At 45.3% G+C, this 13,232-nt stretch carries 13 protein-coding genes; 8 read left to right on the forward strand and 5 right to left on the reverse strand.

Going from position 1 to position 13,232, the window contains the following annotated elements:
- Nucleotides 1-256: 256 nt before the first annotated feature.
- The 3 genes from JHD44_RS10595 to JHD44_RS10605 all read right to left on the reverse strand — a co-directional run bounded on the left by JHD44_RS10595 (nt 257) and on the right by JHD44_RS10605 (nt 2,803).
- Nucleotides 257-1,123, reverse strand: coding sequence for a hypothetical protein (locus tag JHD44_RS10595; RefSeq protein ID WP_199462729.1), 867 nt, complete (start codon nt 1,121-1,123; stop codon nt 257-259).
- A gap of 55 nt (nt 1,124-1,178) precedes the next feature.
- Entirely contained in the window at nt 1,179-1,805 is a 627-nt protein-coding gene (locus JHD44_RS10600) for a class I SAM-dependent methyltransferase (RefSeq protein ID WP_199462730.1), read from the reverse strand.
- A 131-nt stretch (nt 1,806-1,936) separates the two neighbouring features.
- Nucleotides 1,937-2,803, reverse strand: a complete 867-nt coding sequence (locus JHD44_RS10605) for an NAD-dependent epimerase/dehydratase family protein (RefSeq protein ID WP_199462731.1) — start codon at nt 2,801-2,803, stop codon at nt 1,937-1,939.
- Between the two features lie 396 nt (nt 2,804-3,199).
- Here JHD44_RS10605 and ushA point away from each other — a divergent pair, with 396 nt between their 5' ends.
- Both ushA and JHD44_RS10615 read left to right on the forward strand, forming a co-directional pair.
- Nucleotides 3,200-4,813 (forward strand): bifunctional UDP-sugar hydrolase/5'-nucleotidase UshA, encoded by a 1,614-nt coding sequence (gene ushA / locus JHD44_RS10610; protein WP_199462732.1) that lies wholly within the window; start codon nt 3,200-3,202, stop codon nt 4,811-4,813.
- A 155-nt stretch (nt 4,814-4,968) separates the two neighbouring features.
- Complete coding sequence (locus JHD44_RS10615) at nt 4,969-5,157, forward strand: YgaP family membrane protein (protein ID WP_199462733.1); 189 nt, start codon at nt 4,969-4,971, stop codon at nt 5,155-5,157.
- Nucleotides 5,158-5,203: 46 nt separating this feature from the next.
- Here JHD44_RS10615 and JHD44_RS10620 read toward each other — a convergent pair whose 3' ends face one another.
- Together JHD44_RS10620 and rph are read right to left on the reverse strand one after the other, a co-directional pair.
- Nucleotides 5,204-5,716, reverse strand: coding sequence for a hypothetical protein (locus JHD44_RS10620; RefSeq protein WP_199462734.1), 513 nt, complete (start codon nt 5,714-5,716; stop codon nt 5,204-5,206).
- Nucleotides 5,717-5,872: 156 nt separating this feature from the next.
- A complete protein-coding gene (rph, locus tag JHD44_RS10625) occupies nt 5,873-6,595 on the reverse strand; it encodes a ribonuclease PH (RefSeq protein WP_199462735.1) in 723 nt (240 codons plus the stop codon).
- Nucleotides 6,596-6,728: 133 nt separating this feature from the next.
- Here rph and JHD44_RS10630 point away from each other — a divergent pair, with 133 nt between their 5' ends.
- The 6 genes from JHD44_RS10630 (at nt 6,729) to JHD44_RS10655 (ending at nt 12,865) form a co-directional block, all read left to right on the forward strand.
- Nucleotides 6,729-7,595: a YicC/YloC family endoribonuclease gene (locus JHD44_RS10630; RefSeq protein WP_199462736.1), complete on the forward strand. Its 867-nt coding sequence runs from the start codon at nt 6,729-6,731 to the stop codon at nt 7,593-7,595.
- Nucleotides 7,596-7,921: 326 nt separating this feature from the next.
- A complete protein-coding gene (locus JHD44_RS10635; protein WP_199462737.1) occupies nt 7,922-9,172 on the forward strand; it encodes a tyrosine-type recombinase/integrase in 1,251 nt (416 codons plus the stop codon).
- A 1-nt stretch (nt 9,173) separates the two neighbouring features.
- On the forward strand, nt 9,174-9,512 hold the full coding sequence (locus JHD44_RS10640; protein WP_199462738.1) for a hypothetical protein: 339 nt from the start codon (nt 9,174-9,176) through the stop codon (nt 9,510-9,512).
- 195 nt (nt 9,513-9,707) lie between these two features.
- Nucleotides 9,708-10,010, forward strand: a complete 303-nt coding sequence (locus JHD44_RS10645) for a type II toxin-antitoxin system HigB family toxin (RefSeq protein WP_001219934.1) — start codon at nt 9,708-9,710, stop codon at nt 10,008-10,010.
- Between the two features lie 31 nt (nt 10,011-10,041).
- On the forward strand, nt 10,042-10,413 hold the full coding sequence (locus JHD44_RS10650; protein ID WP_000354813.1) for a helix-turn-helix domain-containing protein: 372 nt from the start codon (nt 10,042-10,044) through the stop codon (nt 10,411-10,413).
- 25 nt (nt 10,414-10,438) lie between these two features.
- Entirely contained in the window at nt 10,439-12,865 is a 2,427-nt protein-coding gene (locus JHD44_RS10655; RefSeq protein WP_199462739.1) for a TOTE conflict system archaeo-eukaryotic primase domain-containing protein, read from the forward strand.
- Nucleotides 12,866-13,232 lie beyond the last annotated feature (367 nt).

Raw genomic sequence — 13,232 nt, forward strand, 5'->3', positions numbered from 1 at the left:
TCGCTAAAGCACGTATCATATTAGCTACTGAACTCCCCTCTGCATGGGGTGCTATTTTTTTGTTTTGATTTCTGACTACTTTCTGGGTTCGTCCTCAGACCTAAGCTATTCAGATTGGATATTTCGTATCGAGTAACCATATTTGATGGATACTCGATGATTGTATCAAGAGTAGTTTCGTTGAAAGCATTACGTCAAGATAGTGACCAAAGAGAGCAAACAATCTTCTGCTTTCTTATATGAAGTCAACACCAACCTAGCTTCCCGCTAAGCTTACTTCTCGACCAATTAGCTGTGTAAAAGCCGTTCCGTAATGCTGAACTTCAAGAAAATTCGCGCATTCAGGAAGGGGTTTATAAACTTTAAAGGTTTTCATGATTCCAAGAGATGCAGCACTCTCTAAAGGCCCAATAAAACTTGTATCGCAGTCCAAAAAGTATGGAAGCTGTGACCACTGCTTCATCTGTTCTTGGTTAAGAAAAAAGCAGCCCGAATGAGGATTCAGAGGACGCTTAAACCGTATGTGTTTCCCTAATGCCTGCCCAGTAATTGTTGGTTCATCGTTTACATTTTGAAATTGACCGGTTGCACCAGGGCGAAGGTCTCCGTCTATGTAACATTTGAGCGCACTTTGTTGTGTTGAATATTCAAAGCGATTAGGTTGTAACAACCTGTCATGGCCGACGCGCGAGTTAAACCAATTAAGCTTGGAAAAAAATAAAGGGTCATGAATAATGATGTCATCTTCTAGAAAACAGTAATAATCATATTTCCCTAGATTTTCTTTCAGAACTCTGTGGCACTCATACCCTAGCAGCAACGGCTCGCAGTCAGACTCCCTGATGCTAAATAAGCTTTCATGAAGTTCAAGTTGTTTAAGAATGTGTTGCTCTTGAGTTGTACAGATGACAATGTCTATCGAAATGTTTTCTTCACCATTCGCTTTAACAGCCAGCTTGCTGTAATGCTCAATCATCCTTTGAGAGATACCAAAGTTCTGATGCAATGCTAAAATACTCTCAGTCAAAGCCCTGATTCTTGGTTGAGGGTCTTTACGAGATGATCCATGATCGCCTTTATTGCTCGCTTTATAGAAGTGCGGAATGGTAATGAGAATTTTCATAAAATGGTCTTCAGAAATTTCAAATTTAAATATTTCCAGCTTACCATGCTATAAACTAATCACTTATCTTTCGAAGATATAATTGGCAGTTGGGCGCACTTATAATGCTAACTTTTCGACAATACAAATTAGTAAAAGCATCAATTGCTGGCTTAGGACAACGCATAGGATCAACACCATAAGGTAAATGTTCTTGCCAAAGATAATCGTCAAAACCAAGTACACCATCGTTTCTTAGCAGCCTAAAACCCATTAGAGCATCACATAATACGTCTGTTGCTTGATGTGATCCATCGACGTAGATAAAGTCGAAATATCCTCGTTTACCCTCCACCAGAAGCTTAGAAAGTATGTTGTCGCTGTAACCTTTGTGGATTTCTAGATGTACCGAGTTTTGTGCATTACTAATCGCATTCTGAGTATTCTGATAGAATCGCTTTTCTATTTTATCCATATCAATCTGCTTATGTTCTAATCCGCCTTCCCATGTATCAACACAGTGAAGCTCAATCTCTTTGTAGGCAGCTAGATGGTCTATAAGGTAGCAAGCGCTTCGGCCTTCGAACGAGCCAATCTCTAAAATTCTAGTAGGATTAATTTGCGGAATTAAAGAATCCCAAATTTTCTTTGCAGTTAAATCAAACCAATTGTTCGTAAACTCGTAACATAGCTTGTCTGTCATCTGTCTCTCCAAGCGCTAGCCCGTCTTTAAAGATCTGTTTATGTTTATTAGAGCCTATGCTCAAGTACACGCATCACCATTAAGTTTATGAGTGCTATAGATTTAAACTGTGATGAGCACATTTCAGACAACTAGTTTGTTCTTGTAATGATACTTTCAACGTAATGCTTCAGACTCCTTTGCGCATGCCAACCAAACTCGTTTTTAGCACGAGAGACATCTAGTTGGGAGCTCATTCTATTTCCCAATCTCTCAGGTAACATAATCAGCTCTGTTTTAAACATTTCAGCCACTTCTAAAATCGAATAGCAATCTGTACTTCCAAGTCCATAACCATCTCCCTCTCCTTCCATACCAACACGAAATAGGCCTTCCACAATGTCAGAAACATGCGTGAAATGGCGCCGTTGAGTTCCAGGGGCAACGACAGTAAGAGGTAGATTCTTTTCATATTGTTGTTTGAATAAAGCAATCAGTGTGGCGTAATTGCCCTCAGAGATTTCTCTGGGCCCATAGACATTATAAAAATATGTAATGGCGTATCGAAGATTAAACCAATCACCGTAATTTATAATCAGATCCGTATTACTGGCTTTTGTCCAAGCATAAGGGCTTAAATTGCGACCTAGACCGCCATCAGAAAATTTCGTACTCGACCCTGCATATACAAGCTTTATATTGTGCTGCCTAGAAAATTCTAATACAGCTTGAGTACCCACTATATTGCTCTGCATTACGCGCGCCACATCTTCAAAGCTTTGCTCAACTCGAGCGTACTCCCCTAGATGAAAGATGATTGAGGGTATCGGAATATCGATGTTTGCAATATCCAATATATCACCAACAATGTAATTCACTCCATTGACATGATTGCTTGCCGATCCAGTACTGTAATTATCTAGCGAGTGTGTAATGAACTTCTCAGATACAAGCTTTTCACATAGATGTGATCCGATGAAACCCGCACCACCAGTTACGAGGATATGCTTATTATTCATATTTATTACCGTGCCCTACGGTTTAATTAAGCTCACTGCTTCGGAACTCTCTAATTGATATTGAAACTAGGACCTATAACACCAAGAAAGTCTCATCAACTTCGAAGCCTATCAGCATCGAGTACTATGATATTAATCACTTTAGTCTGCTGTTTTGAGTGGCCATATATGAGGCGACACATCAAAGGAATAACTTCAATCTTACATCTAAATCATACTAATCCAACAAATAGACCAATAGGCTCAATAAAAGAATTATTTTTCATTTACTAAACCTGTCCATTAGATCAATTTTGCCTCGCAGTTGTCATCTTGTTGGGTTACATTGTTTTACAAGTGAGCGCCCGTCTCATGTTGGAATCTTGAATAATACAAACTCACGCAAAGGACAAAAGAATGAACGCACATCGATTGATTGCGCCACTCGCCTTATCAGGTGTTGTGATCGCTTTGGCTGGCTGTTCAACCATGAACAGCGATATGGCTTCCAGCCCAATGTGGCAAGAAGGCAAGGAATATCACCTAACCATCCTGCACACCAATGACCACCACGGTCGCTTCTGGCAAAACAGTAATGGCGAGTACGGTATGGCGGCTCGTAAAACCTTGATCGACAACATTCGTGAAGAGGTTATGTTAGAAGACGGCAATACCCTGCTATTGTCCGGTGGTGATATCAACACCGGTGTGCCTGAGTCCGATTTACAAGATGCCGAGCCAGACTTCAAAGGCATGAACATGCTGCAGTACGATGCCATGGCTCTAGGTAACCATGAGTTTGATAACCCTCTAACCGTATTGAAGCAACAGCATGAATGGGCAGGCTTCCCATTCTTATCTGCTAACATCATCGACAATAAAACGGGCAAGCCATTATTTGATGCTTACAAGATCTTCACTGTTGATGATCTACGTGTAGCCGTTGTCGGATTCACTACCGACGATACGGCTAAAATCGGTAACCCTGAATATCTAGACGGCCTGACCATCAAGTCACCGATCGAAGTGGCGCAAGACCTGATTCCAGTACTGGAAAAGAAAGCGGACCTGATCGTCGCGGTCACCCATATGGGCCACTACGATAACGGCAACCATGGTGGTAATGCCCCAGGTGATGTGACATTAGCGCGCACCGTTCCAGGTATTGATGTGATCGTGGGTGGTCACTCGCAAAACCCACTATTTGAGCCAGACGTACAAAGCGGCACCTTGATTCTTCAAGCCCACGAATGGGGTAAATACGTAGGCCGCCTCGATATGACCATTAAAGATGGCATAATCGTCGCGTCGGACTACGAGCTGATCCCAGTTAACCTGAAGAAAAAAGTAAAGAAAGCCGACGGTTCCAGTGAGCGTGTTTTCATCGATAAAGAAATCGTCCAAGACCCAACCATGCTGTCTATGTTGCAGCCTTACCAAGACATCGGCCAAGAAAAACTGGGTGTTAAAATTGGCTTCACCGATGGTAAGTTAGTCGGCGAACGTGGCATTGTCCGTTCACAAGAAACCAACCTTGGTAATCTTATTGCAGCGGCTATGATGAAGAAAGTGAACGCAGACGTCGCGGTCATGAACTCAGGCGGTATCCGTGATGATATTCCAGCAGGCGACATCACTTACAAATCCGTATTACAGGTTCAGCCATTTGGTAACGCGCTAGCTTACGTTGATCTAACGGCAGAAGAGCTGACTGATTACCTGTCTGCAGCAGCCGCTAAAGAAGCAGGCTCTGGTGCCTTTGCTCAATTCCAAGGCGTGTCTTTGGTATTAATGGACGGCAAAGCGACCAACATCAAAGTCGGTGGCAAAGCACTGGAAGCAGGCAAAACATACCGTATTGCCATGAACAGCTTTACAGCAACCGGTGGTGACGGTTACCCGAAAGTCACTGATCACAAAAACTACGTGAACTCAGGTTACGTAGATGCTGACGTATTGGTTGAGTACATCAAGGATTACTCGCCAATCATGATCAACAACTACAAACCAACAGGCGCTGTGATTCGATAAACAATCGACTTATAAACCTTTACAAAAAGCCAAAGCGTACCTTGTGACGCTTTGGCTTTTTTGATCCAAGTCGGTAACACACAAAATTAGACTTATCTAATATTAAATAATTCTTTATACTCTTTTCATAAACAACACTTCTAGAGGAAGCGGTTATGAAATCAAATGTAGGTGGTTTAGATAAAGTACTGCGTATTGTTTTGGGTGTAGCGCTGATCGCACTGGCGTTTTTCGGAGTCGTCGGTGTGTGGGGATATGTGGGTATTATTATTCTCGCGACGGGCATTTTTAACTTCTGCGGCTTATACACACTGCTCGGCATCAACACCTGCAAGTTAAAATAAAACAGGTAGCAGTCAGTCTTATAAAAAGCGAGCACAAGCTCGCTTTTTATTGAGCTAAACGCTGATAATCTAGCGACCACTCTAACGGTTTTGGTAGTTTTTCAGACATTAGAGTTGAGAAGTACTTCATCTCATCGCCCCTTTCTTCCCAGCTGTGAGTACGCGTGCCTCGCTCGGATTGTAACGTCACAGAAACGCGATCCCCGACTTGACTAAAACTGGCCTGAATTTCCCTGCCATCATCACCTTTCAGCTTGGTATTCGAGTGCGTATTTACTGTCCATTGTGGGCCGTCTGTACATTGCCATTTGAAGGTTTGCTCTGTTAGCAACAAAGACCATCGCTGACACACCTGCGCTTCTTCCTCCAAACGTGATCGAGCAATACTACGCACGAAGAAATTCATCTCTTTCACTACTTTTTCTATGGCTTCAGAGGTGCTGCTTGAGGCCAAGTTCATATCGTGAATTTGCCACCCTCCCGTCAGCGTTGTATCCGCCATCACCTGAATGGAGCAACTTAACCCTACGACTAACGCGAGTTTATTCTTTTTGTTCATTGCGTATCTCCCTTTTAAGGGATTCAGGATGGCACATTAGACTGTTTGAAAAACGTACAATAAGGTGCAATTCATATAGCAATACAACTCACACAGTCACTAAGCACAAAAAAGGGAGCGAATAGCGCTCCCTTTGATCACCTATCTAGCGATAGATTAAGCTTCTTGGAACAGGGCTTCACGCTGCATTTCCATGATTTCGCTGATACCTTTGCGCGCAACAGACAACATGCCGATCATATGCTCATCGCTGAACGCTTCGCCTTCTGCCGTGCCTTGGATCTCGATAAATCCGCCTTTATCGTTCATGATCACATTCATATCCGTTTCCGCACTGGAATCCTCTGGGTAATCCAAATCCAATACTGGCGTGCCTTGGTAAACGCCCACAGAGATCGCCGCGATCTGCGATACGATTGGGTTCTCTTTGACTTTCTTGCTTTCAACCAGTGTTTTCACCGCGTCCGCTAGGGCCACGAAACCACCAGAGATCGATGCCGTACGAGTGCCACCGTCGGCTTGAATCACATCACAGTCAATCGTGATCGTGTATTCGCCCAGCTTTTTCAGATCCAGAGCGGCGCGTAGAGAACGACCGATCAAACGTTGAATCTCCACGGTACGGCCACCTTGTTTGCCGCGCGCCGCTTCACGGTCCATGCGGCTGTGGGTCGAGCGTGGCAACATGCCGTATTCTGCTGTGATCCAACCTTGGCCTTTGCCTTTCAAGAAACGTGGTACGCCTTGCACAACCGTTGCAGTACAAATCACTTTGGTATCACCGCATTCCACTAATACGGAACCTTCCGCGTGCTTTGTAAAGTTACGCGTAAATTTCATTGGACGTAATTGATCTGCTGCTCTACCGCTTGGACGCATAAAAGTCTCACTGTTATTCGTTTCTAAAACCGTGATTATAACGAACCTTGGCAAAAATGACTGCCCATCCTGACGGGAAAGTCAGTCTTAGGTTACACTAACCGCATCTTTTATTTCGCTGTTAGGAATCAACATGACTGCAAGCATGACCGCGTTCTCGCGCCAAGAAGCCGTATACGACTGGGGCACCATCAGCTGGGAAATCCGCTCAGTAAACCAACGTTACCTTGAGCCACACTTCCGCCTACCGGAACAATTCCGTGAATTGGAATTTGGCTTCCGTGACAGCCTACGTAAAAAGCTAAACCGCGGTAAAGTGGAATGCCAGCTACGTTTTTACGCCGAAGATACCGCTGCCAAAGGCCTTAACATCAATGCCGAAAACGCCCAAGCGCTAGCCAACGCCGTGAAAGAACTTGGCACTTGGTTCGATGGCATCAAAACGCCTTCACCACTGCAAATCCTACAATGGCCAGGCATTCTAAGCGATGAAAGCGCCGATGCCGACGAAGTGAAAAAAGCCGTAATCGCTTTATTTAACAAAGCCTTAGACGACATGATCAGTGTACGTCAACGCGAAGGCGAACAACTTAACGCCATCATCAAAGAGCGCCTAGACAGTATCGATGCCATCGTGGCCGATGTAAAAGAGAAACTACCAACGATCATCGCCGCGCAAAAGCAAAACCTACTGGATAAGCTCGAAGCGGCAAAAGTCGAGCTAGACCCAATGCGTGTCGAAGCGGAAATCGTCATGCTGGCACAAAAAGCCGACGTCGCCGAAGAAGTGGATCGCCTAGCGACCCACACCAAAGAAGTCCGCCGCCAGCTCAAAGAAAAAGGCCCAATCGGCCGCCGCCTAGACTTCCTAATGCAAGAACTCAACCGCGAAGCCAACACGCTGTCTTCTAAGTCTATTGTGGTTGAGACAACCAACAGTGCGGTGGAATTGAAAGTCTTGATTGAGCAGATGCGCGAGCAGATCCAAAACATCGAATAGATTTTTCACCCGTCCAAGAATGTCTTAGAAGCCCTGTATTACCTTGTGAAGAGCATTGAAAATACAGGGCTTTTTTATTTTTCCCGTCCAAATCAGTTTGCAGATGTCCGTTACCAACTACCTGTTTAGTGGTGGGCAGAATGGTGGGCAGCCCCCTCATTTTGGCTCAATAAGCGTTTTGCGGTGAGCAAATTGGTGGGCAGTAAGTTGCCTAATTCTCGCATTTAACTCGCCACCACAACAGGTTAGCTGCTGATTCAATAAGCAAATCGGTGGTGGGCAGCCATTATTGCCCCCTCCATTATTTCAGCAACTATGGAGTAAACATGGGAAAACTCACAGCAAAACAGGTTATTGCATACAGCAAAGCCGAACCAAAAAAATACTCAGACGGTGAAGGGCTATACTTTTGCGTCCGCAAACAAGGCTCGCCTTATTGGATGATCCGCTACACCACAGCCAAAGGAAGACGAGAAGCAACCTTGGGGCAATTTCCTTTAATGTCGTTGGCAGACGCCAGAATTGCCGCCGCATACTTTCGAAAGGAAGTACGTGACGGCATCGATCCTCTTCTGGAAAAACAGAAAATCGAGTTACCTGAGATTGAAACCGTGGATCAACTGTTCCATGACTGGTATCGAACCGATCTGAGTCGACGACTAAAGCATCCCAAGATTCCGTATCGGGTTTACACCAAAGACATAAGCCCAGTCATTGGCATTAAGTGTATTGCTGAGGTGACCGCACGCGACGTGCGCGAAGTATTAGAGCGCATTCGAGAAAGTAACCGCCCTACCATTGCCAACGATACCTTGATGTACATGAAGCAGCTGTTTCGACATGCGATAAAGCTAGACTTAACGCTGAACAACCCCGCCGCAGCATTTACCGTGGACGATGCTGGTGGCGTGGAGTCCAGTAAAGACAGAATGCTCAGCAAAGAGGAAATTCACTACGCCTTTAGCGTGTTTCATACCCATATCAATAGCTTTGGCCGCGACAACTACCTCGCTTGCTGTCTGTTTTTGGTGTTGGGCGTACGCAAAAGCGAACTGTGCGAAGCCATGTGGCGTGAAATGGATTTAACCACGGGCGTATGGGATCTTCCCAAAGAGCGCAGTAAGACTGGCGTGCCAATCAGCATCCCCTTACCGCGCCAAGCCATTGCTTGGTTTAACGAGCTGCAAATCCGCGCTTGTGGCTCGCCTTATGTTTTCCCTGCCAGACGAGCAAGCCATCGTCCACATATGGGGCCAGATACGCTAAACCGGGCCATTTCTAAACTCTTTGGTCGCGAGCCTGGGCGCAAAAAACAGCCTCCCAATAAAATGGGCAAACTGGAACACTTCACCGTACACGATTTACGCCGCACCTTTCGCAGCCTTGCCGCCTCTTTGGGCATTGCAGGCAACGTGGCAGAACGCTGTCTTAACCATAAGCTAAAAGGCGTTGAGGGCATCTACGACCGCCACGATTACTTTGAAGAGCGCCGAATTGCCCATCAAACCGTGGCTGATGTGGTTGAACCACTAGTGAACTTTGAGCCCTCTTCACAACACCACACAGGAGGACGTTAACATGCAACTGATGATGCGACTCGCCCCCATTACCTTTCCAATAGCCATGCTGGCAGGCCTTGGTTGGTGTATTGGCATTGCCTTACTCGAACAATCTCATGGCTTAGGCTACGCACTTACCCGATATTGCCTGACGACATTGGTGGTTCTCGCCCCGTGGCTGACGCTAAAACTCACATTCTACGTGATTGTCAGCCTAGGACGTAAACTAGGACTCATCCCGCCTGCACGCCCAACGCACAGCCTAGGTTATGAAGAATCACTCTATTGGTTCAGAGTATTGGCGTTCTTCGATGGCAAACGCAGCCGTATGCCAAAAAAGCCAATCAGGCGAAATTAGCAAGCCCCCATTTGCTCACTTACTGTGGGCAGTTGGGACAATGGGGCAACACTTGATACCACAAGCTTTAGAAGGTGAATAAGAGGGATTTGAACCGCCCCAAGGAATGGGGCAATTGGGGATGCGGTAAAAACTCCTAACCGCATCAAAAATGCCAAACTTGCAAAAGTCCCAATATGGGACTAACATCTATTTATGAGAATTATCGCACTATCAACCTTAAAAACATTTTGGGAAGACAGCCCAGAATACATTGACGCTAAAGAGCCAACGTTAGCGTGGTATAGGCATGCATTAAACGCTGATTGGGGATCACCGGCGGATGTGAAACAGGACTTTAGAAATGCCAGCATCCTCAAAGATGGGCGTGTCGTGTTTAACATTGCCGGTAATAAATACCGATTAGTCGTTTGGATCAATTATGCCTACAAGGTGGTTTACATACGGTTTATCGGCAGCCATGCACAATACGATCAAATTGATGTGCAAACGATTTGAAGCCAAAAGGTAGTAACAAGAGGTAAATATAATGGACATCAGACCTATTAAAACAGATGCCGACTACCGCGCGGCATTAAACGACATCGAAAACCTAATGATGGCGGAGCCAGATACCATTGAAGGCGAAAAGCTGGACATTTTGGTTACGTTAGTCGAGGCCTACGAAGCAAAGCATTTTCCAATGGATTTGCCAGACCCTGTTGAGGCAATAAAGTTTGAGATGGAGCGCAAAGGCTTAACGGTTAAAGATCTTGAACCCATGATAGGTAAAAGCAATCGTGTTTATGAAATCCTAAACCATAAGCGATCACTCACGCTAAAAATGATTTGGAAACTTCATGAAGGGTTAGGTATTCCAGCAGAGTCGCTGATCAAGCCACCGCAAGTTCGCGCTTCATAGTGCTTCGAATCAAAATTAGTTTGTTATGAATGATGCTCGCTACCCAAACATTTCTGCTATTGATAACAGGCTAGCTGAGCTTGAAAACGAAAAGCAGCAGCTTCTCGCATTAAGAGAGGCTTTGCGTAGCGCTCAAAACGAGCGTTCAGTACAGACATTCACGCCAGCACAAAAGGTCGCCCTGTTCAGACAACGATTTCGTGGACGAGAGGATATCTTTGCCAATCGTTGGCAAAACCAACAGGGCCGAAGTGGCTACTCCGTAGCCTGTGATAATGAATGGGTAAACGGGGTTTGCAACAAACCCCGCATTAAATGCCAAGACTGTTCACACCGAAAGTTTAGCGAACTAAACGAGCGCATTATTTACAGGCACCTTGCCGGTCATCAAGTGGTCGGGCTGTATCCCTTAATGAAAGATAATACGTGCTATTTGTTGGCAGCCGATTTTGACAAAGGCTGTTGGCAACAAGAAGTCAAAGCAATGTCCAAAGCGTGCCAAGCGTTTGATATTCCCCACGCGATAGAAATCTCGCGCTCTGGCAACGGGGCGCACTTATGGATATTTTTTGAAACCAATATCCCCGCTAACCAGGCTCGGACACTTGGTTTCGCTTTGCTTGATAAAGCCATGGAAATATTTCCAAATCTATCGTTTGACTCCTATGACAGGCTATTTCCTAACCAAGATGTCCTTCCTGAAGGCGGGTTTGGCAATCTCATTGCACTACCACTTCAAAAGGAGGCTCGCCTTTCAGGGTGTAGTTGCTTTGTTGACCGTGATTTGAATGCTATCGATGATCAATGGCGGTACCTTGCTGAGCTTAAAACGCTTACTCAGTCGAGCATTGATCAACTCATAACAACCATTTCACCCAATACCCTATTGCTGTCCGAACAGGGTCTAACAGACAACCGCCCTCCTTGGGAAATCACAGCCAAAGCCGCACCAATAAAATTAGAGTCTTTGCCGAAAAGCGTGACTATTACCTTGGCCAACCATATCTACTTTTTGATGAGCGAGTTACCTGGGCCACTACTGGCAGGACTAAAGCGATTAGCAAGTTTTTCTAATCCTGTGTTTTTTAAAACACAAGCGTTGCGCTTTTCAACCCATGGCATTCCGAGGTTTATTTCCTGTGCTCGTATTGAAAACGGTTATCTAGCACTACCGCGAGGCTGTCTCGATGACGCGATTGCTTTGCTACAAGAGCACAATATTTCGCCACTATTTGACGATAAGTGTGAAACCGGCAAACCATTATTAAAACTTACCCCCGAGTTCACTTTGCGAAAGAACCAGCGAGACGCAGTGGCCGCAATATCTAAACATGACTTCGGTATTTTGCATGCACCCACCGCATTTGGAAAAACGGTTACAGCCATTGGTATGATCGTAAAACGCAAAGTAAATACCCTAATACTGGTTCATAGCCGACAACTGCTCGAACAATGGCAAGAGCGCTTACGCACGTTCCTACCCGAAGTAACCATTGGCAGTATAGGCGGAGGTAAAAGAAAGCCGAGTGGCATTATCGACATAGCCACCTACCAAAGCTTGGTCGATAAAAAAGACAACTCTATCTCCCCTCTCATCCAAGACTACGGCCACATTATTGTTGACGAATGCCACCATCTGTCTGCGCCAAGGTTTGAAATGGTACTCAACGAGGTAAGAGCAAAATATGTGTTGGGCCTAACAGCAACACCAGAGCGACAAGATGGTCATCAAAAGATCATTTTTATGACAGCAGGGCCAATTCGCTACAAAGTGAAACAAAGCCCTGATGAGCAATTTACTCAAACCGTGATGATTCATCAGCTCTACGATGTACCGTCAGCAGAGCTATTAACAACAGGTGAGCGTCCAAAAATAAGCGATGCCTACCGCTGGCTCGTCGATAACGAACAGCGCACGTCAAAAATCGTCTCAGACGCCTACGAGTGTGTTCAAAATGGCGGACACCCGTTAGTCCTTACAGAGCGTAGAGAGCACGCAGAATCCATACACTCACGACTTACCGAAATGGGTATAAGCACTGTCGTACTTAAAGGCGCCATGAAAGCTGCGGAACGCAAGAACGCTGACAATCATCTGCAATCGGCTCAAGTTGTCGTCGCAACAGGAAAATATGTAGGCGAAGGATTTGACCTACCAAGACTGGATACGTTGTTTTTGGCCATGCCAATCGCATGGAAAGGCACATTGGCCCAATATGCCGGTCGTATTCATCGTGAATCGGAAGGAAAAACACAAGTGACCATTCACGACTATGTGGACTGCGCCCTCCCTATGCTGCAACGCATGTTTAAAAAACGCGAGAAAAGCTACAAGGCAATGGGGTACGCCCTTGAGTACATTGATTACAACAGTAACAAGCAACCTTCACTGAAGTTGGAAAACACCTCTTCAACAAATACCAAGTCAAAAGAAACAGCAGCACTTGATTAAACATTTCCCCATGCCTTTACCCCCTTACGCCAAAACCACTATCCGTTTGGCTTTTGGATCGAAACGCCAAACAGGGAAATTAGCCCATTTACTGTTTGGCGTCTCGATTGAAATCCAACGCTGCTAGGCCTTGCCGGTACTGGCACAAAGCAAGGTTTGGCACTTTTTGCCCCCTAAACCAACCTCGACTCCAACGTACAAACCGTTTGATTTTTTAAACCCAGAATGCAAACGATTGTTTGGCGTCTCGATTTTTTTGCACTAGCCAAATGCCGCCAAACAGCGCCGTATTGGACCATGTATATCAAACAGTTAGCCGCGCACAGGTCATCAGAAAAAACTTATTTGACTGGTGAGTTTGATGGCC

The organism is Marinomonas ostreistagni (genome assembly GCF_016461785.1).
Classification (GTDB): Bacteria; Pseudomonadota; Gammaproteobacteria; order Pseudomonadales; family Marinomonadaceae; genus Marinomonas; species Marinomonas ostreistagni_A.

Coding starts and splice junctions, on each gene's coding strand:
- JHD44_RS10595 (WP_199462729.1), bottom strand. CDS start 1,123: ATGAAAATTCTCATTACCATTCCGCACTTCTATAAAGCGAGCAATAAA.
- JHD44_RS10600 (WP_199462730.1), bottom strand. CDS start 1,805: ATGACAGACAAGCTATGTTACGAGTTTACGAACAATTGGTTTGATTTA.
- JHD44_RS10605 (WP_199462731.1), bottom strand. CDS start 2,803: ATGAATAATAAGCATATCCTCGTAACTGGTGGTGCGGGTTTCATCGGA.
- ushA (WP_199462732.1), top strand. CDS start 3,200: ATGAACGCACATCGATTGATTGCGCCACTCGCCTTATCAGGTGTTGTG.
- JHD44_RS10615 (WP_199462733.1), top strand. CDS start 4,969: ATGAAATCAAATGTAGGTGGTTTAGATAAAGTACTGCGTATTGTTTTG.
- JHD44_RS10620 (WP_199462734.1), bottom strand. CDS start 5,716: ATGAACAAAAAGAATAAACTCGCGTTAGTCGTAGGGTTAAGTTGCTCC.
- rph (WP_199462735.1), bottom strand. CDS start 6,595: ATGCGTCCAAGCGGTAGAGCAGCAGATCAATTACGTCCAATGAAATTT.
- JHD44_RS10630 (WP_199462736.1), top strand. CDS start 6,729: ATGACTGCAAGCATGACCGCGTTCTCGCGCCAAGAAGCCGTATACGAC.
- JHD44_RS10635 (WP_199462737.1), top strand. CDS start 7,922: ATGGGAAAACTCACAGCAAAACAGGTTATTGCATACAGCAAAGCCGAA.
- JHD44_RS10640 (WP_199462738.1), top strand. CDS start 9,174: ATGCAACTGATGATGCGACTCGCCCCCATTACCTTTCCAATAGCCATG.
- JHD44_RS10645 (WP_001219934.1), top strand. CDS start 9,708: ATGAGAATTATCGCACTATCAACCTTAAAAACATTTTGGGAAGACAGC.
- JHD44_RS10650 (WP_000354813.1), top strand. CDS start 10,042: ATGGACATCAGACCTATTAAAACAGATGCCGACTACCGCGCGGCATTA.
- JHD44_RS10655 (WP_199462739.1), top strand. CDS start 10,439: ATGAATGATGCTCGCTACCCAAACATTTCTGCTATTGATAACAGGCTA.